Source organism: Actinoplanes sp. DH11, assembly GCF_020873875.1.
GTDB lineage: Bacteria > Actinomycetota > Actinomycetes > Mycobacteriales > Micromonosporaceae > Actinoplanes.
The window spans coordinates 145914-169013 of the sequence record NZ_JAHWGU010000010.1 but is presented as its reverse complement, the minus strand read 5'-3'; the positions used below and the strand labels follow the sequence as shown (position 1 = coordinate 169013).

Annotated in this window: 23 protein-coding genes; 13 read left to right on the top strand and 10 right to left on the bottom strand. The window is 70.7% G+C overall.

Annotated features, from left to right (window positions below):
• Positions 1-15 precede the first annotated feature (15 nt).
• Together LPA41_RS16925 and LPA41_RS16920 are read right to left on the bottom strand one after the other, a co-directional pair.
• Positions 16-582 carry a co-chaperone YbbN gene (locus LPA41_RS16925; protein ID WP_229071351.1) on the bottom strand — a complete coding sequence of 189 codons (567 nt, stop codon included), beginning with the start codon at positions 580-582 and terminating at the stop codon, positions 16-18.
• Positions 564-944 (bottom strand): MerR family transcriptional regulator, encoded by a 381-nt coding sequence (locus LPA41_RS16920; RefSeq protein WP_229071350.1) that lies wholly within the window; start codon positions 942-944, stop codon positions 564-566. Before LPA41_RS16920 ends, LPA41_RS16925 begins: the two co-directional genes overlap by 19 nt.
• Before the next feature lie 66 nt (positions 945-1010).
• Between LPA41_RS16920 and LPA41_RS16915 the strand changes: the two genes are divergently transcribed.
• Together LPA41_RS16915 and LPA41_RS16910 are read left to right on the top strand one after the other, a co-directional pair.
• Positions 1011-1856 (top strand): patatin-like phospholipase family protein, encoded by an 846-nt coding sequence (locus LPA41_RS16915; RefSeq protein WP_229071349.1) that lies wholly within the window; start codon positions 1011-1013, stop codon positions 1854-1856.
• The gene (locus tag LPA41_RS16910; protein WP_229071348.1) at positions 1856-2911 is read left to right on the top strand and encodes a 1-acyl-sn-glycerol-3-phosphate acyltransferase; all 1056 of its coding nucleotides are present in this window, start codon (positions 1856-1858) and stop codon (positions 2909-2911) included. Before LPA41_RS16915 ends, LPA41_RS16910 begins: the two co-directional genes overlap by 1 nt.
• Here the strand turns inward: LPA41_RS16910 and LPA41_RS16905 are convergent.
• A complete protein-coding gene (locus LPA41_RS16905; RefSeq protein WP_229071347.1) occupies positions 2890-3726 on the bottom strand; it encodes a hypothetical protein in 837 nt (278 codons plus the stop codon). The two genes, LPA41_RS16910 and LPA41_RS16905, sit on opposite strands and share 22 nt — an antisense overlap.
• Before the next feature lie 177 nt (positions 3727-3903).
• On the opposite strand from LPA41_RS16905, the gene LPA41_RS16900 reads away from it, so the two are divergent.
• Positions 3904-5052: an FHA domain-containing protein gene (locus LPA41_RS16900; RefSeq protein WP_229071346.1), complete on the top strand. Its 1149-nt coding sequence runs from the start codon at positions 3904-3906 to the stop codon at positions 5050-5052.
• A 7-nt stretch (positions 5053-5059) separates the two neighbouring features.
• Here LPA41_RS16900 and rocD read toward each other — a convergent pair whose 3' ends face one another.
• The 4 genes from rocD to LPA41_RS16880 all read right to left on the bottom strand — a co-directional run bounded on the left by rocD (position 5060) and on the right by LPA41_RS16880 (position 8717).
• Positions 5060-6274, bottom strand: coding sequence for an ornithine--oxo-acid transaminase (gene rocD / locus LPA41_RS16895; RefSeq protein WP_229071345.1), 1215 nt, complete (start codon positions 6272-6274; stop codon positions 5060-5062).
• Positions 6271-7077, bottom strand: a complete 807-nt coding sequence (gene ddaH, locus LPA41_RS16890; RefSeq protein ID WP_229071344.1) for a dimethylargininase — start codon at positions 7075-7077, stop codon at positions 6271-6273. The genes rocD and ddaH overlap by 4 nt, the downstream gene beginning before the upstream one ends.
• Positions 7078-7341: 264 nt before the next feature.
• Positions 7342-7992 carry a hypothetical protein gene (locus tag LPA41_RS16885; protein WP_229071343.1) on the bottom strand — a complete coding sequence of 217 codons (651 nt, stop codon included), beginning with the start codon at positions 7990-7992 and terminating at the stop codon, positions 7342-7344.
• A 119-nt stretch (positions 7993-8111) separates the two neighbouring features.
• Positions 8112-8717, bottom strand: coding sequence for an ATP-dependent Clp protease proteolytic subunit (locus LPA41_RS16880; RefSeq protein WP_229071342.1), 606 nt, complete (start codon positions 8715-8717; stop codon positions 8112-8114).
• Positions 8718-8886: 169 nt separating this feature from the next.
• Here LPA41_RS16880 and LPA41_RS16875 point away from each other — a divergent pair, with 169 nt between their 5' ends.
• Positions 8887-9732: a DNA-formamidopyrimidine glycosylase family protein gene (locus LPA41_RS16875; protein ID WP_229071341.1), complete on the top strand. Its 846-nt coding sequence runs from the start codon at positions 8887-8889 to the stop codon at positions 9730-9732.
• Here the strand turns inward: LPA41_RS16875 and LPA41_RS16870 are convergent.
• Together LPA41_RS16870 and LPA41_RS16865 are read right to left on the bottom strand one after the other, a co-directional pair.
• Complete coding sequence (locus LPA41_RS16870; protein WP_229071340.1) at positions 9706-11520, bottom strand: polysaccharide deacetylase family protein; 1815 nt, start codon at positions 11518-11520, stop codon at positions 9706-9708. The two genes, LPA41_RS16875 and LPA41_RS16870, sit on opposite strands and share 27 nt — an antisense overlap.
• Before the next feature lie 139 nt (positions 11521-11659).
• Positions 11660-12853, bottom strand: a complete 1194-nt coding sequence (locus LPA41_RS16865; protein ID WP_229071339.1) for a glutamate--cysteine ligase — start codon at positions 12851-12853, stop codon at positions 11660-11662.
• Positions 12854-13093: 240 nt separating this feature from the next.
• On the opposite strand from LPA41_RS16865, the gene LPA41_RS16860 reads away from it, so the two are divergent.
• Complete coding sequence (locus LPA41_RS16860; protein WP_229071338.1) at positions 13094-14395, top strand: chitinase; 1302 nt, start codon at positions 13094-13096, stop codon at positions 14393-14395.
• A 27-nt stretch (positions 14396-14422) separates the two neighbouring features.
• The gene (locus LPA41_RS16855; protein ID WP_229071337.1) at positions 14423-15631 is read left to right on the top strand and encodes a glycosyl hydrolase family 18 protein; all 1209 of its coding nucleotides are present in this window, start codon (positions 14423-14425) and stop codon (positions 15629-15631) included.
• A 1-nt stretch (position 15632) separates the two neighbouring features.
• Here the strand turns inward: LPA41_RS16855 and LPA41_RS16850 are convergent, their stop codons facing one another.
• Positions 15633-16298: a DedA family protein gene (locus LPA41_RS16850; RefSeq protein WP_229071336.1), complete on the bottom strand. Its 666-nt coding sequence runs from the start codon at positions 16296-16298 to the stop codon at positions 15633-15635.
• Between the two features lie 100 nt (positions 16299-16398).
• Between LPA41_RS16850 and LPA41_RS16845 the strand changes: the two genes are divergently transcribed.
• Genes LPA41_RS16845 through LPA41_RS16815 form a run of 7 tightly spaced genes read left to right on the top strand, consistent with a single transcriptional unit; the run spans position 16399 to position 23080 of the window.
• On the top strand, positions 16399-16746 hold the full coding sequence (locus LPA41_RS16845) for a PadR family transcriptional regulator (RefSeq protein WP_229071335.1): 348 nt from the start codon (positions 16399-16401) through the stop codon (positions 16744-16746).
• Positions 16743-17696 (top strand): hypothetical protein, encoded by a 954-nt coding sequence (locus LPA41_RS16840; protein WP_229071334.1) that lies wholly within the window; start codon positions 16743-16745, stop codon positions 17694-17696. Before LPA41_RS16845 ends, LPA41_RS16840 begins: the two co-directional genes overlap by 4 nt.
• Positions 17697-17710: 14 nt before the next feature.
• Complete coding sequence (locus LPA41_RS16835; protein WP_229071333.1) at positions 17711-18715, top strand: hypothetical protein; 1005 nt, start codon at positions 17711-17713, stop codon at positions 18713-18715.
• Positions 18708-20354 (top strand): alpha-amylase family protein, encoded by a 1647-nt coding sequence (locus LPA41_RS16830; RefSeq protein WP_229071332.1) that lies wholly within the window; start codon positions 18708-18710, stop codon positions 20352-20354. Before LPA41_RS16835 ends, LPA41_RS16830 begins: the two co-directional genes overlap by 8 nt.
• Positions 20355-20406: 52 nt before the next feature.
• Positions 20407-21171 carry an SDR family oxidoreductase gene (locus tag LPA41_RS16825; protein WP_229071331.1) on the top strand — a complete coding sequence of 255 codons (765 nt, stop codon included), beginning with the start codon at positions 20407-20409 and terminating at the stop codon, positions 21169-21171.
• 48 nt (positions 21172-21219) lie between these two features.
• Positions 21220-21615 carry a hypothetical protein gene (locus LPA41_RS16820; protein WP_229071330.1) on the top strand — a complete coding sequence of 132 codons (396 nt, stop codon included), beginning with the start codon at positions 21220-21222 and terminating at the stop codon, positions 21613-21615.
• Between the two features lies 1 nt (position 21616).
• Complete coding sequence (locus LPA41_RS16815) at positions 21617-23080, top strand: glutathionylspermidine synthase family protein (protein ID WP_229071329.1); 1464 nt, start codon at positions 21617-21619, stop codon at positions 23078-23080.
• Positions 23081-23100: the final 20 nt, after the last annotated feature.

Here is a 23100-nt window from a genome sequence, read left to right as displayed (position 1 = left end):
CGTAGCGCTAGCAGATCAACATCTCGGCAGGCCCGGCGCGACTGGGCCGGACACGGGTTGACGCGCCGGCAGTATCGGCCGGGTGCCGTGGCGGGTTCGCCGCATGGGTGGGTGCGAGCCTGCGGGTGACCATGCACCGATAGCGATGGGCGCGCAGCGGCCCGGAGTGGGCACCGGGGCGCGCTGACTCACGGGTGCGGCGGTTGTTGCGGTCGGGTGCGGTGGTCGCGCGTACTCAAAAGAATTGGTGTACGGGCCCGCCGCCGTCAGTGCCTTGCGGAGATGGGCTTTGGGGCGGGCGCCGACCAGGGTGTTCGTGAGGCGGCCGCGTTCGAAGAAGAGCAGGGTCGGCATCGAGGTGACGCGGTAGGCGCGGACCGTTGCGGGGTTGGCGTCGGCGTCCAGGGTGGTTATCCGGATCTGGTCGCCGAGTTCGGTGGCGAGTTCGGCGAGGGTGCGGGCCATCGGGCGGCAGGGCGGGCACCACTGTGCCCAGACGTCGACCACCACCGGGCCGCCCGCCGCCAGGACGGTCTCGGCGAACGTGTCGTCGGTGACGGTGATCAGGGATTCAGCAGGCATCGGATCTCCCGGTTCTCGATGGCGTGGCCGAGTTGTTCGTGCAGGCGCCGGCGAACCTCGGTGAGCTGGGTGAGGTAGCCGTCCACCTCGGCGAGACGGCGGCGCAGCACCGCCACCGAGTCGGGGCAGACGTGGCCGGCGGCGTTGCCGGCGCGCAGGCAGGCGACGAACGGTTTGATGTCGTCCAGCCCGAAGCCGTCGGCGAGCAACGTACGGATCTCGTGCACCACGCGGAGTTCGGCGTCGTCGTACTGTCGGTAGCCGTTCGCGTCCCGGCTCGGGCGCACCAGGCCGTGCTCCTCGTAGTAGCGCAGCGTGCGCGGGCTGGTGCCGGCCCGCTCGGCGAGCTCTCCGATCAGCATGCGGTGACGGTATGCCTTGACACCGGCGTCAGGGCAAGCCTGCAAGATCGTGGGAGGATGGGTCCCATGGTCAGCGGTCCGGTGGCGTTCGTGCTCGGTGGCGGCGGGGTGCTCGGCGCCGTGGAGGTCGGGATGCTGCGTGCGCTGTTCCGCGCCGGGTTCCGGCCGGACATGGTGGTCGGCACCTCGATCGGCGCGGTCAACGGCGCGCTCGTCGCGGCCGATCCGAGCGAGGCGGTCACCGATCGGCTGGTCCGGCTCTGGACGTCACCCGAGGCCGCCGCGGTCTACGGCGACTCGCTCGGCCGCCAGATGCGCCGGTTCGCCGCACGCACCCACCTGCATTCGCCCCGCCCGCTGCGCCGGCTGCTGGAGAGCGAGCTCGGTGAGGACGTGTCGTTCGCCGACCTGAAGATCCCGTTCCGGTGTTGCGCGGCGAGCATCGAGCGCGCCGCCGAGCACTGGTTCGACAGCGGCCCGCTTGTCGACGCGGTGCTGGCGTCCTCCGCGGTGCCGGGGCTGCTGCCGCCCGCGGAGATCGGTGGCGAGCACTATGTGGACGGTGGCATCGTGAACTCGATCCCGATCGGCGAGGCGGTCCGGACCGGCGCGAAACTGATCTTCGTGTTGCAGGTCGGCCGGGTGGAACGGCAGCTGGCCGTGCCGCGGCGGCCGTGGGAGGTGGCACAGGTGGCGTTCGAGATCGCGCGGCGGCACCGGTTCGCCCGGGAGCTTGCGGCCCTGCCCGACGATGTACGGGTGCACGTTCTCCCCAGTGGTGGCGGTGACGGCCGGGACGACTCGCCGTGGGCGTACCGGGACATGGCCATGGTCGGCCGCCGGATCAGCCGGGCTTACACCGCGTCCCGCCGATATCTGTCCGCCAACGTGAACCCGCTGCCGGGGCAGTGATGGGCCTGCCGCCGATCTGGGTGCGCCGCGGCGTGCTCGCCCCGCTGGTGGTGTTCCTCGCGGTGACCCTGCTCACCACCCTGCCGCTCTGGCTGCTGCTGGCCCTCGCCGCGTCGCCGTTCGTGGCCGGCCGGCTGCGGCTGCCCCGGGTGGTCTTCCTGCTCATCGTCTATCTGGTCTGGGACGCGGTCGCGATCGTCGCGCTCGCTGCTCTGTGGGTGCTCTCCGGGTTCGGCTGGAAGATCCGGGGGCCGTGGTTCCAGCGAGCCCACTACGTCCTGACCGGATGGTTCCTGAAGGTGCTGTTCTGGTTCGCGCGCTGGTCGCTGCACCTGGCGATCGACGTGGTCGGCACCGACCCGGACACCGCGGCGCCGGGGCGCCCGGAGATCGTGGTGAGCCGGCACGCCGGCCCGGGTGACTCGTTCACGCTCATCCATGCCCTGGTCAACTGGTTCGCCCGCGAGCCGCGGATCGTGCTGAAGGCCGGCCTGCAATGGGACCCGGCGGTGGACGTGCTGCTCAACCGGCTGCCCAACCGGTTCATCTCACCGGGGCGCACCGGCACCACGACGCTCGCGGAACAGATCGGCGAACTGGCCACCGGCCTGGACCACAACGACGCCTTCGTGATCTTCCCGGAGGGCGGCAACTTCACCCCGCGCCGCAAGGTCAAGGCGATCGCCCGGCTGCGGGCCAGCGGGCTGGACGAGATGGCCGAACGGGCCGAGGACCTGCGGAACCTGCTGCCGCCGAAACCGAACGGCCTGCTCGCCGCGATCGACGCCGCGCCGGACGCCGGAGTGATCTTCGTGGCGCACACCGGCCTCGACCGGATGGTGAGCGCCGCCGACGTCTGGCGCGAGCTGCCGATGGACAAGCGCCTGGTGATGCGGTTCTGGAGCGTGCCGCCCGAGGAGGTGCCGGCCGGCGAGCAGGAGCGGATCGACTGGCTCTACGAGTGGTGGGCGCGGATCGACGCGTGGATCGACGAGCATCAGCCCGCGCCCGAACCACTGTGGACGCGTCTGCGTCAGCCGCCGAGAGCGCCGTAGACGTTGTCCGGCGCCTCGACGACCGAGGCGGCCGGCGGCTGCACGGCGTCGACGGTACGGCCCCAGTCGGAGTAACGGACCTCGATCGGCGCGATCCGCTGACCGTTCACCTCGGGAAGCCGCAGGGTCATCGTGGCGAGCCGGCCCTGTGCGTCGACGGTGGCGGTGAACGGGACGCGCTGCGCGGCCGAGCCGTACCCGTCGATGGTCACCCGGTCCAGGCCGGCGATGCCGGCGGCCGCGGTGAGATCCACCGTGCCGGCGTACGCGTTGCTGCCGGTGGACTGCACGTCGGTGGTCGAGGTCAGCAGTTTCGTGGTGTCCACCGGGTCGATCCGGCCCGGTCGCAGACCGACGTTCGCACCCTCCGGCAGCCGGCTCAGGTCGAGGTGGGTCCAGGTGCCCTGCTTGGTGATGCCGGGGATCTGGGTCCACAGGTCCTGGCCGATGAGCAGCGTCTTCACGGTGACCTCGGTGTTCGGGCCGGAAGCGGTCAGCTCCGCGGTGCCCTTGCCGCCGGGCGGGTCGATCAGCGCGGTCAGGTCGAACCCGGTGCCGGCGGTCACCGTCATGGTGTAGCTGTCGGTGCCGAGGGCGGTGGCGGCGTCGGCGAGCGCGGCGGCCGCGGCCGGGTCGGCGCTCGTGGACGGGTCGGCGCTGCCGACCGGACCGCCGCTGGTGATCGGGCCGGCGCTCGCCGCCGGGCCGCTGGGGGCGACGGCGGAGACGGAGGGCGCCGGATCGGCGGTGCCGGTGGCGGCGCAACCCGTCAGGGCGAGTGTGGCGGTCGCCGAGAAGATGGCGATTTTCCGCATTTCTGTCCCTCCTGCTGTCCGGTACCGACCTCGTGCCGGTGACGCCGGTCAATAGGGAAGGTTCCCGATGGGGTGAAGCGCCAAACGGACAAGTCCGGCCTCGCGGACTCCCGGATTTCCCGGGGGATCATGTGGCGGGCATGATGGCGAGGTACGCGCGATTCATCGGGAGGTCTCGTGAGATTCGAGGTCAGCAAGGTCCTCGACGCCATCGAGGTCCGGCTCACCACCGACCCGGCACTCGCCCGGGCAGTCGTGGACCTGTCGGAGGTCGTCCGCTACGCCGATCTCGACGGTGGCCGGCCGGCCAGCCTGGTCCGTCTCGGTCTGCTTGTCGACGCCCTCGGCCGCCACGTCGCCGAGGAGAACGTGCCGGTCTACGCGATCGCCCCGCGCGGTCTCATCTCGGACACCGACCTCACGTCGAACGAGCGGATGGTGGTTCGCCGCTGGGCCGACGACGGCAAGATCGAGGTCGTTCCGCAGCTCGACGACCGGGTGCTCGAGGTGGCCGAGATGCTCGGTCTGCCGGTGCTCACCCGCGACCGCGAGGACCGCTTCCGGGACCGCCGGCCGTGGGTGACCGACCCGGGCCGGCTGCTCGCCCTGGTGTCGAACGCCGGTGGGCCGGTGCTCGTCGCGCGGGTCGGCCGCGGCGAGGCGGCGCCGATGGCGTCCCGGTCGCCGCTGGGTGAGCGGCTGCTCTCCCGGATCTGGAGCTGCCCGGCGCCGAACTGCACGTCGTACGGCTCGGGTGGCGACTCGGACAGCTTCTTCGCCGACATGCGCACCTACACCAGCCCGGTCTCCCAGCCGCCGCCCGCGCTGCGGGCCGGCGCGCCGACCTGCCCGCGGCACGGTGAACGACTCCGCGACGCCGGCGCACGGCCGACCACCGAGGTCTTCTCGGTACGCATCGACGGCGTGATCCGCCAGCGTTTCGTGGTCTCCGACGACATGCCGGTGGTCGTGGGGCGGGCGCCCGAGGGCGGATCCGGGGTCATGCTGGGGCAGTGGCTGACCGACGACGCCCGCAAGTGGATCAGCCGGGGGCACGTGCAGTTCTCGCTGCGTGCCGGCGAGGTGACCGTCCAGGACATCAGCACCAACGGCTCCGGCATCCGGCCCGGCAACTCGCCCGACGACGAGCTCCGGCTCCCCCTGCGACGTCAGGAGAGCCGGATCCTCGGTGCGGACGACGCGGTGGAGCTTTACGCCGGGGTGCAGATCGGCCGCTCGAAACTGTGGGCGACCGGTGGCGTGGTCCAGCCGGAGTCGGTGATGGGCGAGGCGCCGACCATGGCGTTCCGCCCGGTCGGCCGCTGATCGGGCGTCAGCCGCCGACGACCTCGGCGAGCCGGGTCAGTGCGTAGGTCAGATCCTCCGAGGTGACCACCAGCGGTGGCGCCAGCCGGATCGTCGAGCCGTGGGTGTCCTTCGCCAGGACACCCCGCTCGGCGAGACGCTCGCACGCCTGCCGGCCGGTCATCAGCGCCGGGTCGATGTCGACGCCGGCCCAGAGCCCGCGGCCGCGTACGCCGACGATGCCCTTGCCGACGAGCGACTCCAGGCCGGCGTGCAGTTCGGCGCCGAGCTGGGCGGACCGTTCCTGGAACTCACCGGTGGCGAGCAGCCGGACCACCTCGGCGCCGACCGCGCAGGCCAGCGGGTTGCCGCCGAAGGTGGAGCCGTGCTCGCCGGGCCGCAGCACGCCCAGCACGGCACGGTCGGCGGCCACCGCGGAGACCGGCACGATGCCGCCGCCGAGGGCCTTGCCGAGCACGTACATGTCCGGGACGACGCCCTCGTGCTCGATCGCGAACGTCTTCCCGGTCCGGCCCAGCCCGGACTGGATCTCGTCGGCGATCATCAGCACGTTCTGCTCGGTGCAGAGCTCGCGCACGCCGGCGAAGAACCCTGCCGGCGGCACGAGCACGCCCGCCTCACCCTGGATCGGCTCCATCAGCACGGCCACGGTGTTCGGCGTGATCGCCTGCCGGACCGCCTCGAGATCGCCGTAGGGCACGACGACGAAGCCCGGGGTGTACGGTCCGAAGTCCGCCCGAGCCTCCGGATCGGTGGAGAAGCTGACGATCGTCGTGGTCCGCCCGTGGAAATTGCCGGCCGCCACAATGATCTCGGCGCGCTCGTCGGCGACGCCCTTGACCCGGTAACCCCACTTGCGGGCCACCTTGACGGCCGTCTCGACCGCCTCGGCGCCGGTGTTCATCGGCAGCACCAGCTCCTTGCCGCAGAGCTCGGCCAGGCCCCGGCAGAACGCGCCGAACTGGTCGTGCACGAAGGCGCGGCTGGTGAGCGTGACCCGGTCCAGCTGCGCATGCGCCGCGGCGATCAGGCCGGGATGCCGGTGCCCGAAGTTCAGTGCCGAGTAGCCGGCGAGGAAGTCCAGGTAGCGGCGGCCGTCGACGTCGGTCACCCAGGCGCCCTCGGCCTCGGCGACGACCACCGGCAGCGGGTGGTAGTTGTGCGCGGTCCACCGCTCGGCCTCGGCCAGCGCCTCCGGCGTACGGAACTCGACGGTCGTCATGAACGCACCTCCAGCGTGCAGCACTTGGGACCGCCGCCGGCCTTGCGCAGCTCGGACAGGTCGACCCCGATGGTCCGGTAACCGGCCGCGCCCAGGGCGGCCGTCAGATCGGTGGCCTGGACCGGCAGCACCACGGTCCGGCCGTCGCTGACCGCGTTCAGGCCGAGCACGGCGGCGTCCTGCGGCGTCGCGATGATCGCGTTCGGGAAGAGCTGCTGGAGCACGGCCTGCGAGCCCGCGGAGAACGCCTGCGGCAGGTACGCGATGTTCGTCTCGTCCAGCACGCAGAGCGCGGTGTCCAGGTGGTAGTAGGCCGGATCCACCAGCTGCAGCGTGATCAGCGGCCGGCGCAGCACCTCCTGGGTCTCCAGGTGCGAGGCGTGCGCGGTGCGGAACCCGGTGCCGGCCAGCAGCACGTCGCCGGCGAGGAGGATGTCGCCCTCGCCCTCGTTGGTGTGCTTGGGCTCGTGGACCTCGAAGCCGCGCTCGCGGAACCACGACGCGTAGGCCGGCGCCTCGTCGGCCCGCTCGGCGTCCCGGAACTGGACACCCAGCACCCGGCCGTCGACCACGGTGCCGCCGTTCGCGGCGAAGACCATGTCGGGCAGCCCGGGCAGCGGGTCGATCAGTTCGACGGTGTGGCCGAGGTCGAGGAACGTCTGCCGCAGGGTCTCCCATTGGCTGACGGCCAGCGCGTTGTCGTACGGCGCCGCCGGGTCCATCCACGGATTGATCCGGTAGGTGACGGCGAAGTGCGTGGGCCGGCACATGAGATAGCGGCGCGGCGTGGCGAAGGACGTCATGGAAGAAGACGCTATGCGCCCGGGACCGACGGGAGCCCCAGGTCAACCATGCGTACCGCGGCTGATCGTTGCGTGATCACGGTGGCGCGCGGCGATTCGTTGCGAAGGGCCGCCGCACACACTGAGGGACCGGTGAACCACCGGTCCCTCGATGTGCGTCTCCGGCGAACCGCCGGAGGGTTTCGGGGCGGGTCCGGCTCGCGCCGTCCCGGTTCCGAGGAGTTGACCGCCGGTGCATCACCGCCGGTAAATGTCAGATACCCGTCAGAATCGAGTCTCAAACTGTGTGTCGAGCCACTGCCGCAGATCGTTCACCGGCTGCATGTCGGTGCCCAGCCAGCTGAGCGAACCGGTCAGGGCGAGCACGCCGACGACGATGGCGCCGATCGAGAGCAGCAGGCCGATCAGGGCGTCGGTCTTGCCGGCCACGTGCCGCTTCCGCGTGCCCAGCAGGCCACCCAGGGAGAAGAGCAGGCCGAGCGCGGCCACACCGATGCCGTAACCCATGAGCGGCCCGGAGAGCACCAGCAGGGCACCGGCGACACCGAGGATCAGGCCGACGGTGGCGAGCAGGCTGGCGCGCGGCTTCCGCTCGGTCCGGTGCTCGGCCGCCGAGTGGTCGGTGACCGGCACGGCGGCCACGCCGGACCGGTCGGCCGGCGCGATCGGGCGCTCGCCGGCCGTGGCCGGGCGCTCCGAGGTCACCGCCGCGGCGCGGTCCGACTCGCTGCGCACCGCCGGGATCCGCGTCGTGGTCTCGTCCCGCGGCGGCGTCACGGTGCTCGAGCGCGGCGCGACCGGGGAGCGGTGCGGCAGGCGGTCGTCACGCTGGGTCGTGGTGGTCGTGGGGGTGGTAGGCCGGTCCTCGACCGTGTCATCGGCCGAGGACTGGCGGGAGAACGTAGGAATCCTCACGTCAGAACCTCCGAGCGTTTTCTCAGTGATGACGTGCCTCTATACCCCCGAGACCCGGAAACAACACGAAGGGCACGTGGAGTCACCCCCACGTGCCCTTCGACGCGCGTTTCTGCCGATCAGGGCATCGGCGAACCGGTGTGCACGTCGGCCGTCGTGGTGATCACGTGGTCGACCAGCCCGTACTCCTTGGCCTGCAGTGCGGTGAACCAGCGGTCCCGGTCGGAGTCACGCTCGATCTCCTCCGGGGTGTGCCCGGTGTGGAAGGCGATCCGCTCGTTCATCACCTGCTTGATGTGCAGCATGCTCTCGGCCTGGATGGCGATGTCGGCCGCGGTGCCGCCGATGCCGCCGGAAAGCTGGTGCATCATCACCCGGGCGTGCGGGAGCGCGAACCGCTTGCCGGGCGTGCCGGCACAGAGCAGGAACTGCCCCATCGAGGCCGCCATGCCCATGGCGACAGTGGCCACGTCGTTCTTGATGTACTGCATGGTGTCGTACACCGCCATGCCGGCGCTGATCGAGCCGCCGGGCGAGTTGATGTACAGCGTGATGTCGCGCTCCGAGTCCTCGGAGGCGAGCAGCAGCATCTGCGCGCAGATCCGGTTGGTCACCTCGTCGTTGACCTCGCTGCCGAGAAAGATGATCCGCTCCCGGAGCAGCCGCTCGAACACCTGGTCGTCGAAGGATGCCCCGCCGCCACGCATGGTCGTGTCAATGCTCATGAGCCCACCCTCTCGCATCACTGTTTTCCGCTTCACACCCTCTCCCAGTGGAGGTCGGATAGCCCAGCGATTCCCCTCAGGGCGAATCCGCTCACGGCAGAAACGCCCCGACAGTGGTACTGATCACGCCGAATCCGTGCGGTGCCCGGCGCCGGATACCTTGGTCGGCGTGCCGGAGGGACATACCATTCACCGCCTCGCCAGCCGCCACCGCGAACTCTTCGCCGGGGCCCCGGTCGAGGTGAGCAGCCCGCAGGGCCGGTTCGCGGCGGGCGCCGCGCTGGTCGGCGGGCGGGTGCTGCGCGACACCGAGGCGTACGGCAAGCACCTGCTCCACCACTACGAGGACGGCCGGACCGTGCACGTCCATCTCGGCCTGTACGGCAAGTTCGCCGACGGCGAGCTGCCCGCGCCCGAGCCGATCGGCCAGGTCCGCATGCGGATGACCGGTTCCGGTCACTGGCTCGAACTGCGCGGCCCGACCGCCTGCGAGGTCCTGGACCCGGGCGCGGTGGACCTGCTGAAGGCCCGGCTCGGCGCCGACCCGCTGCGCGACGACGCGGACCCCTCGTTCGCGTACCGGCGGGTCCGCGGCAGCACCAAACCGCTCTTCGCCCTGCTGCTGGACCAGTCCATCGTGGCCGGCTGCGGCCTGATCTACGCGAACGAGGTGTTGTTCCGGGCCGGGCTGTCACCGCAGACCCCGGGCACCACGATCGACGAGGCCGTCTGGACCGCGATCTGGGACGACCTGCGGGCGCTGATGAAGGAGGGCGTGGCGCGCGGCCGGATCGACACGGTGCACACCGAGCACACGCCGGAGGCGATGCGTCGCGCGCCGCGCGTCGACCGGCACGGCGGCGAGGTGTACGTCTACCGCCGTCCCGGCCAGCCCTGCCTGGTCTGCGGCACCGAGGTCGCCCGTGGCCCACTGGCCGGGCGCAACCTCTACTGGTGCCCCACCTGTCAGCCCGAGCCGTCCCGCCCGTCAGCCGTCCGCGCCCGCCGGCGCTGACGGGGGCGGTGTGGCCGCGCCGGCGGCTGCCGGCTCGCCCGAAGCGGCCGGTGAGCCGGACGGCGCCGGTGTGGACGCCGAGGGCGCCGGTGTGGTGGTGGCGGGTGCCGACGGCGTCGGTTCGGTGGTCGGCGTGGCCGACGGCGCCGAGGACGGAGCCGGTTTCCCACCCGGGACGCCAACCTCGAAGTTGGCGGTCAGCCAGGGCATGAGCTGCCGGTACGCCTCCGTCGTCGCAGGCTGGTTGAAGTCGTGCGACAGGATGATCGATCCCGGTCGCGTCTTCGCCTGGACCTCACTGATCAGCCGCTTCACGTGGTCGGTCTGGCTCTCACCGGCCGGGTGGAACCAGTCCCGCGGGTCGACATCCCAGTAGAGCGAGGTCATGCCGTCTGCGTACGCCGTGTTGACCAGCCGGACCGTGAAGTTGCCGCCCGGCGCCCGGAAGTAGGGGATCGCCGCACCCGGCACGGCGGCCCGGATGGCGTCGCTGGTCCGGGTCAGGTCGGCGCGGATCTGCTCGGGCTTCTTCTTACCGATCTTCAGGTCGTGGTCCCACGTGTGGTTGCAGAGCACGTGCCCGGCGGCGGCGATCTGCCGGACCAGGTCGGGGTGCCGCTGCGCCTGCGTGCCGACCAGGCAGAACACCGCCTTGACCTGGTGCTGCGCGAGGATCTGCAGAAGTTTCGGCGTCTCGTTCGGGTCGGGGCCGTCATCGAAGCTCAGTGTGACCGTGCGTGATCCCGTGGTCACGAGCGAGTTCGCGGGTCCGTCACCGCGGGGCGCGGTGACCCGGGCCGGCTGCACATCCGGAGCGGGCGGTTTTTCGGTCGCCGCCGCGGTCGGCGCGGTGGCTGTCCGGGTCGACTCGGGCCGGTTGCGGGCGGGCGGCTGCGCGGCCGCCTCCTTGGTCGGTGCGGCGGCCGGCTTCGAACTCGTCACCCGGGACGCGACGGCCTGCGCCGCCGCGTTCATCACGCTGGTGGGCGCGCCGTCCTGCTGCGGGATCGTGGGCGCCGCGATCAGCAGCAGCCCCGCGACGACCAGGGTGCCGAGCAGGAGCTGCGGCCGGTTGCGCGCGGCCTGCAGCAACCCGTCGACGGTGCGGGCGCCGGATGCGCGGTGCGAACCCGGGCGGCTCCCGGCGGCCGTGGAGCGACGAACCGCGACGGTCGCCGGCCGGCGACCCGCACGCGCGTGCCGTGCCGACCGCGTCGGCCGCCCGGCTCCGGCGGCGGCCTGGTCCGTGGGGGTGTCCTGAGCGGCGCCGTCGGTGGGACCCGCGCCGGCGGTCTGGTCCAGCTCGCCCGCCGGGCTCGCGCTCACGAGCGGAGCAGGAGTCGCGCCGGCGAGGTCGGCGCTTGCGCTCGCGGCAGGAGTCGCGCCGGCGAGGGACGTGCTCGCGGTAGGAGCCGTGCCGGCGAGGTCCGTGCTTGCGCTCGCACCTGGGGCCGGGCTCGTGCTTCCGGTTCCGGGCTGGGCCGTGCTGTCGGCCGCGGCGTCGCGGGAACTCCAGCCCGCCCGGGCGGTCCAGCCCTCGCGGGCGGTCCAGCCGGCGAAGGCGGTGCGGCTCTCCCGGGCGGTGCGGCTGGATCCGTACGACCCGCGGGTGCCGGCGCGATGCCGGGCCCGCCGGGTGGGTGCGGCGCTGCGGGACTGGGCGGGGGTGCCCCCGGTGTGGCTCTCCGCGGGGGCGCTCTCCGGCGTCTCCGGCCTGCGGTGCCGCCCGCCCGACGTGCCGTCCGCACCGGAGTTCGGCGCCGATGGACGGGGGTTGTGCGGAAGCATCCGTCATGCCTACCGTGCGGCAAGATCAAGCGGAATACCGATTCGGTCACCCTGAAGCCACGCACGGTGATCCTGCCTGCTCACCGTACGTGACTACGCTCAGCAATCTCCGTACTGATCGGGGTGTGATCCTTATCGGTCAGACGGTGTCCTCCGCCTCGCGGGTCAGCCGGGCCAGCTCGTCGACCACCTCGGTCACCGAGGCGCCCCTGGCCAGCATCGCCCGCTGCCGTGCCGCACCGCTGCCGCCGGCCCGCAGCCGTCCCATCAGGACGGTCGCGGTCTCCAGGTCACCGTGCCGTTCCAGCTCGGGCCGCACGTAGTCGAAGAGCTGGCGCATCAGCCGCCAGGCCGGTCGCGGCTCCCGCGTCGCCATGTCGATGTTGAGGCCCTCCAGGCCGTCGTGCGCGGCACGCCAGTGCGCGGCCCGCAGCAGCGGCTGTGGCACGTCCGGCGCGACGGCGCCCTGCCGGACCTCGTTCAGGGCGGTGGAGACCAGGGCCCGGGCGAGCGCGGTGAGCAGCATCGCGTCGTCGAGTGTCGGGGTGACGTCGCCCATCCGGATCTCGACGGTCGGGTAGTTCGCGGAGAGGCGCGCGTACCAGTAGAGCATCCCCTCGTCGAGCATCGCGCCGCTCGCCACCAGGTCGCTGATCAGGGTCAGGTAGTGCTCGTGCGAGTGCAGGTACGGCGTGGGGCCGACGGTGGGCCAGCGCTCCCACATCATCGAGCGCCAGCTGGCGTACCCGGTGTCGTGCCCGTTGAGGAGCGGTGAGTTGGCGCTCGCCGCCTGGAGCACCGGGAGCCAGGGGCGCAGGAAGTTGAGGACCTGCACGCCGGTCTCCGGGTCCGGGATGCTGACGTGCACGTGCGTGCCGCACACGCCCTGACCGGGGGAGAGGTCGCCGAAGTGCGCCCGCATCTCGTGGTACCGCGGCTTGTCGACGATCCGCATGTTCGGTCCGGCCGCCGGCCCGGCGCCGACGGCGACCAGGCGGACGCCGGCCCGCTCGGCGGCCGCCGAGAGCCCGGACCGCAGGCGCCGCATCTCGGTGCGCAGATCGGTCAGGTTCAGGCGGGGTGGGCTGGCGACCTCGATCTGGCTGCGGACGAACTCGTGCTGCACGCTGCCGCGCAGGTCGTCCGGCAGTTGCGCGAAGACGTCCTCCACGGCCTCCACGGCGCGCGGCTCGGTGGCGTCGACGAGCAGGTATTCCTCCTCGATGCCGAGGGTGAGCAGGTCGTATCGGTCGGCTTCGGCGGCGATCTCCGCGGGCAGCACGGTGCCTTCGGTCTCCGCGGGCGGCGCCGCGCCCTCGGTCGAGGTGTCCATGCCGCCGCGATTACCCGGCCGGAGATCTCTGGAAACGCGGCAATTACATAGGCGTACGTCCATATGGCCAGGCGGCGGACCGGTGCGGTGAGGGGCGCGGCGTGGTCGGCCGGAGGTGGCTCCGGGAGGCGTACGCGTGCTCTCGCGTTTTAAGGATTTTTAAGGTGCACCCTCTTTACTTCTACTGTTAACACTCTTAAAGATTGATGCATCTCACCGGATGTGCATGGAAGGACGGCGATGAAGCGCTCCAGATCGGTCATCCTCGCAACGGTCACGGCGCTTGTCGCCGGAGGTGCGGCGACCTACTTCGCCGGCAGTGCGCAGGCCGCGGCGGCCTGTGCCGGCGGGTGGAGTTCCGCGGCCGTGTACGTCAAGGGCAACGTGGTCTCGCAGAGCGGCCACAACTACACCGCCAAATGGTGGACGCAGAACGAGTTGCCGTCGGTCCGCAGCGGCCAGTGGGACGTCTGGGCCGACAACGGCGTGTGCGAGGGCGGCACCCCGCCGACCACGACGCCGCCGACGACCACTCCGCCCACGACGACGCCGCCGACCACCACGCCGCCGACCACCACGCCACCCACGACGACCCCGCCGACCACCACGCCGCCCGGCACCCCGCCGCCGACCGGTACCGGCGCGCTGCCCAAGCACTTCACCACCGGGTACTGGCAGAACTTCGACAACGGCGCGGCGCCGCTCAAGCTGGCCGCGGTCCCGGCCACCTACGACCTGATCGCTGTCGCGTTCGCGGACGCCACGTCCACGCCCGGCGCGGTCACCTTCAACCTCGACCCGGGCCTGGCCACGGCGGTCGGCGGTTACACCGACGCGCAGTTCAAGGCGGACATCGCCACCCTGCATCAGCGCGGCAAGAAGGTGATCATCTCGGTCGGTGGTGAGAAGGGCACGGTCGCGGTGAACAGCGCCTCCGCCGCCACCGCCTTCGCCGACTCCGTGTACTCACTGATCCAGACGTACGGGTTCGACGGCGTCGACATCGACCTGGAGAACGGGCTCAACCCGACCTACATGGCGAGTGCGCTGCGGTCGCTGCGGGCCAAGGCCGGCAGCAACCTGATCATCACGATGGCGCCGCAGACCATCGACATGCAGAACCCGCAGTCCTCGTACTTCAAGCTGGCGCTCGACATCAAGGACATCCTGACCGTCGTCTTCACCCAGTACTACAACTCCGGCTCCATGCTCGGCTGCGACAACAACGCCGCGTACAGCCAGGGCACGGTCAACTTCCTCACCGCCCTCGCCTGCATCCCCCTGCAGAACGGGCTGCGCGCCGACCAGGTCGCCCTCGGCCTGCCGGCCAGCACCCGGGCGGCCGGTGGTGGCTACGTGGCCCCGACGGTGGTCAACGCCGCGCTGGACTGTCTCGCCAAGGGCACCAACTGCGGCACCTTCAAGCCGCCGGCCACGTACCCGGGTATCCGCGGCGCGATGACGTGGTCCATCAACTGGGACGTCACGAACGGCAACAACTGGGCCAACACCGTCGACCCGCACCTGGCCACCCTCCCCTGATCCGCTCTTCCCCTCACGGAGCACCTTGTGAAACTCAGCAGGAAGATCGCCGTCGTCGCGGCGGTCGCGATGGCCGGCACGGCTGCCGCGATCCTTCCGATGACCAGCTCGAACGCCGCCGTCGCGTGTGCGCCGGCCTGGAGTGCGAGCGCCGTCTACGTCAAGGACAACGTCGCGTCGCAGAACGGCCGTAACTTCACCGCCAGGTGGTGGACGCAGAACGAGTCGCCGGTCACGAACAGCGGCCAGTGGGCGGTCTGGGCCGACAGCGGCGTCTGTGGCGGCAGCACCCCGACCACCCCGCCCGCCACGTCCCCCACCACGCCTCCGACCACCGGTCCGACGACGCCTCCGACGGGTACGAAGATGGCGGCGGCACCGTACATCTACCCGGGCTGGGGCAACCCGCCGGCGCCGGCCACGGTCGTCAACGCCACCGGCATCAAGGCGTTCACCATCGCGTTCGTGCTGGCCGGTAACGGCTGCAACCCGGTCTGGGACGGTTCGGCCGGCCTCACCGGCGGCGCGCACGCCAGCACCATCGCGGCCATCCGGGCGGCCGGCGCGGACGTGGTCCCGTCGATCGGCGGCTGGAGCGGCAACAAGCTGGGCCCGAACTGCTCGACGGCCGAGGCGCTCGCCGGCGCGTACCAGAAGGTGATCGACACCTTCCAGCTCAAGGCGATCGACGTGGACATCGAGAACACCGACGAGTTCGAGAACTACGTGGTGGCGGACCGGATCGTCGACGCGCTGAAGATCGTCAAGCAGCGCAACCCCGGCGTGCGGACCATCCTCACGTTCGGCACCACGCCGAACGGCCCGAACGCGCACGGCGTCCGGCTGATCCAGCAGGCCAAGGCGAAGAACGCCAACATCGACGTCTTCACCCAGATGCCGTTCGACTTCAGCGGCCACGCCGACATGTACGCGGCCACCGTCGGCGCGACCGAAGGGCTGAAGAACCAACTCAAGTCGACGTTCGGCTGGACCGACGCGCAGGCGTACGCCAAGATCGGCATTTCCGGCATGAACGGTCTTTCCGACCAGCAGGAGCTGACCTCGGTCGAGACGTGGACCCGGATCCGGGACTACGCGAAGAGCAAGAACCTGGCCCGGTTCGCCTTCTGGGCGGTCAACCGGGACCGCGGCTGCGCCGGTGGCGGCGTGGTCTCCAACTGCTCCGGCATCGACCAGGCGGACTGGGCGTTCACCAAGGTGAGCGCCGGCTTCTGAGTCACCTGCTCGTCGCGCGGTCGTCCCGGTGGGCGGCCGCGCGACGGCGTTTGCGCACCTTCTTGATCGCCCAGGCGCCGATGGTGACCGCGAAGAACGCCCAGATCGCGTAGTCGAACCATTGGCTGTACTTCTCCAGGTCCTGCCAGCGGTTGCCGAGCGCGTAACCGCCGCCGACGAAGAGCGCGTTCCACACGCCACTGCCGATCGTGGTGAAGAGGGCGAACTGCGCGACGTTCATCCGGTTCGCGCCGGCCGGGATCGACACCAGGCTGCGCACCACCGGCGCGCAGCGTCCGAACAGGACAGCCGACCGGGCGTGTTTCTCGAACCAGCGGTCCGCCTTGTTCAGATCGTCGGCGTCGACCAGCGGCACCTTGTCCAGCCAGCGGCGCAGCCGTTCCTCGCCGAGGCCCCGGCCCAGCCAGTAGAGCAGCAGGGCGCCACCGAGCGCGCCGAGCGTCGCGGCGATCCAGACCAGTACCAGGTTGACCCGGCCCTGGCTGGCCAGATAGCCGGCCATCGAGAGGACGATCTCGCTGGGAATGGGCGGGATCAGGTTCTCCAGGGCGACCAGCAGGCCGACCCCGACCTCGCCGGCGGACTCGATCACCGAAGCGACCCAGCCGGTCAGCCCACCGAGGTTCGAGAGATCACCTTCGGCCATACAGCAGTCCTCCCCCGGCAGTCGAAGACCTGGGTGATACCCGAAAACCCACGTACGAAGCTCGTGGCGCATATACCGATGACCGGTATATGCTTCCGCCATGAGTGACACGCCCATGCGGGAGCCGACGTTCCTGATCCTCACCGCGCTGGCCGAGGAGCCGCGGCACGGCTACGCCGTGATCGAGGACGTCTCCGCGATGACCGGTGGCCGGGTGCGGTTGCGCGCCGGCACGCTCTACGCGGCGCTCGACCGGCTGCGCTCCGACGGCCTGATCGACGTCGACCGGGAGGAGGTCGTCCAGTCCCGGCTCCGGCGTTACTACCGGCTCACCGCGGCCGGCGAGCGGAGCCTGGCCGCCGAGACCGCCCGGCTGCGCGAGCAGGCCGCCATCGCCGACCGCCGGCTGCGGGCCCGCCGCACCGACCTCGGGGGAGCGCCGGCATGAGCGAGGGCACTTACCGCAGGTGGCTGGCGCTCTACCCGAGTGACTTCCGCGCGGAGTACGAGGAGGAGATGCTCGCCGTGCTGATGAGCGAGGGCCGTCCCGGCCCGGCGCAGTTCTTCGACCTGGCCCGGGCGGCGGTGGCGGTCCGGCTCCGGCAGGTGACCGGCTCGGCGCGGTGGCGGCAGGCCGCGTGGCTCACCCAGACCTTCGGGGCGATCCTGCTGCTCGCGCTCGCGCTGCGTCATCTGGTGACGGAAGTGGCCGTGTGGGACAGCCAGGAACTGTTCGGCCCGGGTCTGTCCGTCAGCGATGCGGTCGCGCTGCCCCAGCTCGCCATCCTGGCGCGAGTGTCCGGCTGGGCGGTGGTTCTGATCGCGGCCCTGCGCGGGTGGCGCCTGCTCGGGCTGGCCGGCGCGGTGCTGGGGCTGGGCGGGCAGGCCGTGGCGCCCGCCCAGCTCTACCTCGAGACGCCCGCGACGGTGCTCAACGCCTACTGGCAGCTCATGGCCGCGGCGGTGGTGCTCGCCGCAGGCGTGGTGGCCGTCCGCGGCGGCGCCCGGACGCGCGGTCTCGTGCCGCTGCTGGCCGCCGCGGCAGCTCTGGTCCTCCAGGCGGTGATGCTGCTGCGCTGGTTCTCCTGGGAGATCTACAACGGCCTGCCGTGGGTCGCTCTCGCTCTCGCTGCCGTTGCCGCCGCCCGGCAGGAGCCGGCGATGCGCCCCTGGCTGCTGACCTGGGCCGCGCCGGTCCTCGTCACGGTGCCCCTGGTCCGCACCGGTTTCGACGGCTTCATCGAGCACAACATCCGCCATCCCGAGGCGACCCGGCTCCTCGACGGCTTCCAGTGGACGGCGCTGGTTCTCGTGCCACTTGCCGCGTTCCTGTTCATGGCCCTGCTGACCAGCCGATTCGAGCGCGGCCGTGCGGCGCGGGCCGGGGGTGCGGCGTGACGAGCGAGGCGGCAGTGACCACGTTGGAGAGTTGTTACCGACGGCTGCTGCGGGTCTTTCCGGCCGGGCATCGCGCGGCCTACGAGGAGGAGATGATCGGTGTGCTGATGTCCGGTTCGGCGCCGGGTCGCCGGTTCCCGTCACCGGCCGACGCGGCGGACCTGCTGCGTTCCGGGCTGGCGGTCCGTCTCGGCCGGGCACGATCGAGTCCCGGTCGCGCGGAGTGGCGTGACGCCGCTGCCGTCACCGGCCTGATCGTCGCCGCGATGATGGCCGCGGTCGCCGGCGCCCGGCTGCTCGCCGGCGTGCGGGTGCACCTGTTCGACTCCCCGGCCGAGCCGATGGAGATGTTCGGCATCCGTGGCCTGCTGCTGCTCGACGTCGGGCTGCGGTTCGCGTTCTGGGCGGCGGTCTGCCTGGCCGCGCTGCTCGGCCTGCGTCGCACCGCCGCGTGGCTCTCCGGAGCGGCCGCGCTGGTGGAGCTCGGTGCGGTCCTGTGGTGGTTGCCGCACACCCCGTTCCAGTCGTCGCTGCGCCTCACCTGGTCGGTGGTCACCGTCGGGGTGGTCGTGGCGGCTTTCGTGCTGGCGCGTCGGGGGCGTCCGCTGCCGGTCCTGCTCGGCAGGCGCGGGGTGGGCGCCTTCGCGGCGGTGGCTGCCGTGCTCCTGTGCGTCCGGGTGGCCGCCGAGGGTGCCTTCGCGCCCGGCCACCGCCTGCCGGTGCGGCTCGTCGAGTTGGCTCTCTTCATCCTGGTCGCCGCGACGGTCCTGGCCGTCGCGCCGGGTGTCCGGGATCGTGCGGCGGCCCTGCTGGTTCCGGCCCTGATCGGGCCGGTGACCTGGGAGATGGCCCAGTCCGAGGGGCTTCTCTCGATGCTCGGTGCCGGCGTCGCACCCTACTGGGCGGTGATCGTGGTGCTGGTCTCGCCGATCCTCGCGTTCGGGGCAGCGCTGACCGTGCTGTGGGCGTGGCGCGTTTCGCGAAGTGCGGCCGAGGCTAAAGAACAGGGGCATGAGTGACCGGTGGTACGAAAAGGCGGTCGTCTACTGCCTCGACATCGATTCCTTCGCCGACTCGAACGGCGACGGGGTCGGTGACATCCGGGGCCTGATCGGGCGCCTGGACTATCTGGCCCGCCTCGGCATCACGTGTCTGTGGCTCAACCCGATCCATCCCTCCCCGGGACGTGACGACGGCTACGACGCGTCCGATTTCTACAACGTCGACCCGCGGTTCGGAAACCTGGGCGACTTCGCCGAACTGCTGCACGAGGCCGGTAACCGCGGCATCAAGGTGATCATCGACTTGGTGGTCAACCACACCTCGGACCAGCACCCGTGGTTCCAGTCGGCGCGGTCGTCGCCGGACTCGCCGTACCGCGACTGGTATGTCTGGAGCGAGACCGAGCCGTCCGATCGCAAGCAGGGCATGGTCTTCCCCGGCGAGCAGGCCGAGACCTGGACCTACGATCGCACCGCGAAGCTCTGGTTCTACCACCGGTTCTACAAGTTCCAGCCGGACCTCAACATCAAGAACCCGGAGGTCCGCGAGGAGATCAAGAAGATCTGCTCGTTCTGGCTCCAGCTCGGGGTCGCCGGGTTCCGGATGGACGCGGTGCCGTTCATCATCGAGGAGACCGAGCCGGGCAACCCGAACTCACCGAAGGACATGCAGTTCCTGACCGAGCTGCGTGACCACGTGCAGTGGCGCAAGGGCGACGCGGTCCTGCTCGCCGAGGCCAATGTGGAGCCCGACCAGCTGGTCAAGTTCTTCGGCGACGACGGCGGGTCCGGCAATCGGATCCACATGCTGTTCGACTTCATGCTCAACGCGCGACTGGTGCTCGGACTGGCCCGGGAGGACCCGGAGCCGATCATCGACGCGCTGCGGGACTCGCCGAAACTGCCCTCCGGTGGTCAGTGGGCCACGTTCCTGCGCAACCACGACGAGATCGACCTGTCACGGCTCACCGCCGACCAGCGCAAGGACGTCTTCGAGCGGTTCGGGCCGGACGAGAACATGCAGCTCTACGGCCGGGGCATCCGCCGGCGGCTCGCACCCATGCTCGGCAACGACCGGCGCTGGGTGGAGCTGGCGTACGCGCTGCAGTTCAGTCTGCGGGGCACCCCGGTGCTGCGGTACGGCGAAGAGATCGGGATGGGCGACGACCTGTCCCTGAAGGGCCGCGACGCGATCCGGACGCCGATGCAGTGGTCGATGCTGCCGAACGGCGGTTTCACCTCGGCCGACCCGTCGAAGCTGGGCCGTCCGGTGATCTCGGGCGGTGAGTTCGGCTTCGAGACGGTCAACGTGACCCGGCAGCGGCACGACACGGCGTCGCTGCTCTCCTGGTTCGAGCGGATGATCCGTACCCTCCGCGAAGCGCCGGAGATCGGCAGCGGCACCTGCACGCACGTCGATGTGCCAGCGCCGCGCGGGGTGCTGGTGCACCGCGCCGACGACGGCACCGGAAGCATGCTCTTCGTCCACAACCTGTCCACCGAGCCGGGCGAGATCGACCTCAGCAGCCTCGCCGGCGAAGCCGTCTTCCCCAACGACGTGCTGGCCGACCAGGAATACCCCGAACCCGGCGACCTGGACAAGATCCGGGTCGAGGGGCATGGCTACCGGTGGATCCGGCTGCGCAGGACGGTCTGATCACGGCTAGAGTCGCCGCAGGAGCAGCGAAGATCACATCCCGGAGGTAACGATGTCGCAGTCCGTACCCGGCCGGATCGCCATCGTCACCGGAGCCGCCCGCGGCATCGGTGAGGCCATCGCCCTGAGGCTGGCCGCGGACGGCCTGGCCGTCGCGGTCGTCGACCTCGACGAGGGCGCCTGCGCCAACACCGTCACCGCGATCCATGACGCGGGCGGCAGCGCGGTCGCGATCGGTGCCGACGTGGCCGATCCCGCGCAGGTGACGGCCGCGGTGGAGCGGGTGACCGCCGAACTCGGTGCGCCGACCGTGCTCGTCAACAACGCCGGGGTGCTGCGCGACAACCTGCTGTTCAAGATGACCGAGGACGACTGGGACACCGTGATGGCGGTGCACCTGCGCGGTGCGTTCCTGTTCAGCAGAGCGGTGCAGAAACACATGGTCGACGCCGGGTTCGGCCGGATCGTCAGTCTCTCCAGCACGTCGGCCCTGGGCAACCGGGGTCAGGCGAACTACGCTGCCGCGAAAGCCGGTATCCAGGGTTTCACCAAGACCCTGGCGATCGAGCTCGGCAAGTTCGGCATCACCGCGAACGCGGTGGCGCCGGGCTTCATCGTCACCGACATGACCCGGGCCACCGCGGCACGGATCGGCGTCGACTTCGCCGATTTCGAGAAGGCCACGGTCGGCACGATCCCGGTGGCCCGCGCGGGCCGTCCGGAGGATGTGGCCCATACCGTCTCGTTCCTGGCGAGCGAGGGTGCCGGGTTCGTGTCGGGACAGGTGATCTACGTGGCCGGTGGGCCGAAAGACTGATGCTGGCAACTTGCTGAGAAGAGCTACAAAGAAATTATGAACCGACGCATGAGTTCCCGGAGCGTTTCGCTGACCAGCACGTTTCTTCTGCTGGCCGCGGGGGGTGCGGCAGCCTGCGACAACGACGAGTACGTGGACCAAGGCTTCTACTGCGCCGATGAGAACGGTGTGATCGTCGACGAGGACTACTGCGACGACGACTACAACGGTGGCGGCGGTGGGCTCGGCTTCTTCATCTGGCACAGCACGTCCTACCGGTCGGGTTACCCGGTGGGGACCAGGTTGCCGGCGGGCGGGAGCAAGTTCGCGTACAACGACGCGGCCGCGCGGTCGAAGTTCGGGCTGCCCTCCTCGGGTCGGATCAGCAACGGCACGATCAAGTCCAGCGTGGTGGGCAAGGGCGGCAGCGGCAACAGCAAGTCGTCCTCGAAGTCGGGCGGCTGACTTGCGCCGTATCGCCTACGGGCCGGTCCGCGACGGCTGGCAGCTCACCAACTTCAGCCTCGGACTGACGTACAACGACACCGAGCTGCCGGACGGCACCATGCGGTCGTACTGGCAGGAGGGGCCGTACTACGACTTCACCGCGGCCGAGATCGAGGAACTGGAGACGGCGACCGGCGTCCTCTACGAGATGTGCCTCGAAGCCGGCGACTGGATGGTCGCGCAGTGCCCGCGGCGGACCGTCGAGGGCCGCAAGCGTGGCTACTTCGAGTCCATCTGCAACGCCGAGACGTGTTACCTGGCGAAGATCGGCGTGCCGGAGTACACCCACGAGCAGATCATCCGGACCTGGTTCGACGGCGACGCGGAGACGTGGACGCACTACGACAAGGACCCGGACATGCGGCTGCCGATGCAGACGCCGGACTTCTCGCCGACCGTCTACGGCCGCTTCGACCTCTGGTACAACGGTGCCGGCAGCGTGCCCAAGCTGCTCGAGTTCAACGCGCAGACGCCGACCTCGCTGGTCGAGGCGGCGGTCATCCAGTGGCACTGGATGGACCAGACGCACCTCACCGAGCACCCGTGGCGGCAGTGGAACTCGATCCACGAGCGCCTGGTGGGCTGGGAACCGGCGGACGGCGAGCCCGGCGATCCGGGCGCCTGGCGCCGCAACATCAACCGGTTGCGCGAGGCACGGCACTGGCTGCCGGAAAAGCCCAAGATCTTCTTCGCGTACGAGACGAGTGAGACGTCCGGCGAGGACCGGATGAACGTCGCGTACCTGATGGCGACCGCGGAGGAGGCCGGCTACCCGGTCGAGCTGATCGCGATGAGCCAGATCGGCTGGGACGTGGCCGGCGACCGAGTGCTGTTCGTCCCCGCGCCGGGCCAGGAGCACCAGGCCGAGCCGATCGACGTGATCTTCATGCTCTACCCCTGGGAATGGTTCTGGCACGAGGAAGGCGGCAAGGCCTTCTTCCGCAACATGGCCGACCCGGAGAAGCAGGGTACGGTCTGGATCGAGCCGCCGTACAAGGCCGCGCTGCTCGGCAACAAGGCGCTGCTGCCGGTCCTGTGGATGCTCTTCGGTGACGACCCGGAGCGCAGCAAGTACCTGCTGCCGTCCTACTTCGCCGAGTCCTCGGCGGCCGCTTCGCTGACGTCGTACGCGAAGAAGCCGGTCTGGGGCCGGGAAGGCGGCTCGGTGACCCTGGTCCGCGACGGCGTCACGATCGCCGGCAACCCGTCGGAGTACGGCGCCGACGGCCGCTACATCGTCCAGGAGCTGTGCGAGCTGCCGTCCTTCGACTCGCTGGAGGGCACCGTGCACCCGGTGATCGGCTCCTGGCTGATCGACGGCGAGGCGGCCGGCATGGGCATCCGCGAGGGCGTCGGCACCTCGGGCCTGGTCACCACGAACACCTGCAACTTCGTCCCGCACGTGATCGAGGGCCGGCACTGACGAACCGGGCGGGCCGCGCT

Coding starts and splice junctions, on each gene's coding strand:
- LPA41_RS16825 (WP_229071331.1), top strand. CDS start 20,407: ATGTCGCAGTCCGTACCCGGCCGGATCGCCATCGTCACCGGAGCCGCC.
- LPA41_RS16830 (WP_229071332.1), top strand. CDS start 18,708: ATGAGTGACCGGTGGTACGAAAAGGCGGTCGTCTACTGCCTCGACATC.
- LPA41_RS16925 (WP_229071351.1), bottom strand. CDS start 582: ATGCCTGCTGAATCCCTGATCACCGTCACCGACGACACGTTCGCCGAG.
- LPA41_RS16820 (WP_229071330.1), top strand. CDS start 21,220: ATGAGTTCCCGGAGCGTTTCGCTGACCAGCACGTTTCTTCTGCTGGCC.
- LPA41_RS16910 (WP_229071348.1), top strand. CDS start 1,856: ATGGGCCTGCCGCCGATCTGGGTGCGCCGCGGCGTGCTCGCCCCGCTG.
- LPA41_RS16870 (WP_229071340.1), bottom strand. CDS start 11,520: ATGCTTCCGCACAACCCCCGTCCATCGGCGCCGAACTCCGGTGCGGAC.
- LPA41_RS16850 (WP_229071336.1), bottom strand. CDS start 16,298: ATGGCCGAAGGTGATCTCTCGAACCTCGGTGGGCTGACCGGCTGGGTC.
- ddaH (WP_229071344.1), bottom strand. CDS start 7,077: ATGACGTCCTTCGCCACGCCGCGCCGCTATCTCATGTGCCGGCCCACG.
- LPA41_RS16860 (WP_229071338.1), top strand. CDS start 13,094: ATGAAGCGCTCCAGATCGGTCATCCTCGCAACGGTCACGGCGCTTGTC.
- LPA41_RS16880 (WP_229071342.1), bottom strand. CDS start 8,717: ATGAGCATTGACACGACCATGCGTGGCGGCGGGGCATCCTTCGACGAC.
- LPA41_RS16845 (WP_229071335.1), top strand. CDS start 16,399: ATGAGTGACACGCCCATGCGGGAGCCGACGTTCCTGATCCTCACCGCG.
- LPA41_RS16905 (WP_229071347.1), bottom strand. CDS start 3,726: ATGCGGAAAATCGCCATCTTCTCGGCGACCGCCACACTCGCCCTGACG.
- rocD (WP_229071345.1), bottom strand. CDS start 6,274: ATGACGACCGTCGAGTTCCGTACGCCGGAGGCGCTGGCCGAGGCCGAG.
- LPA41_RS16915 (WP_229071349.1), top strand. CDS start 1,011: ATGGTCAGCGGTCCGGTGGCGTTCGTGCTCGGTGGCGGCGGGGTGCTC.
- LPA41_RS16865 (WP_229071339.1), bottom strand. CDS start 12,853: ATGGACACCTCGACCGAGGGCGCGGCGCCGCCCGCGGAGACCGAAGGC.
- LPA41_RS16920 (WP_229071350.1), bottom strand. CDS start 944: ATGCTGATCGGAGAGCTCGCCGAGCGGGCCGGCACCAGCCCGCGCACG.
- LPA41_RS16840 (WP_229071334.1), top strand. CDS start 16,743: ATGAGCGAGGGCACTTACCGCAGGTGGCTGGCGCTCTACCCGAGTGAC.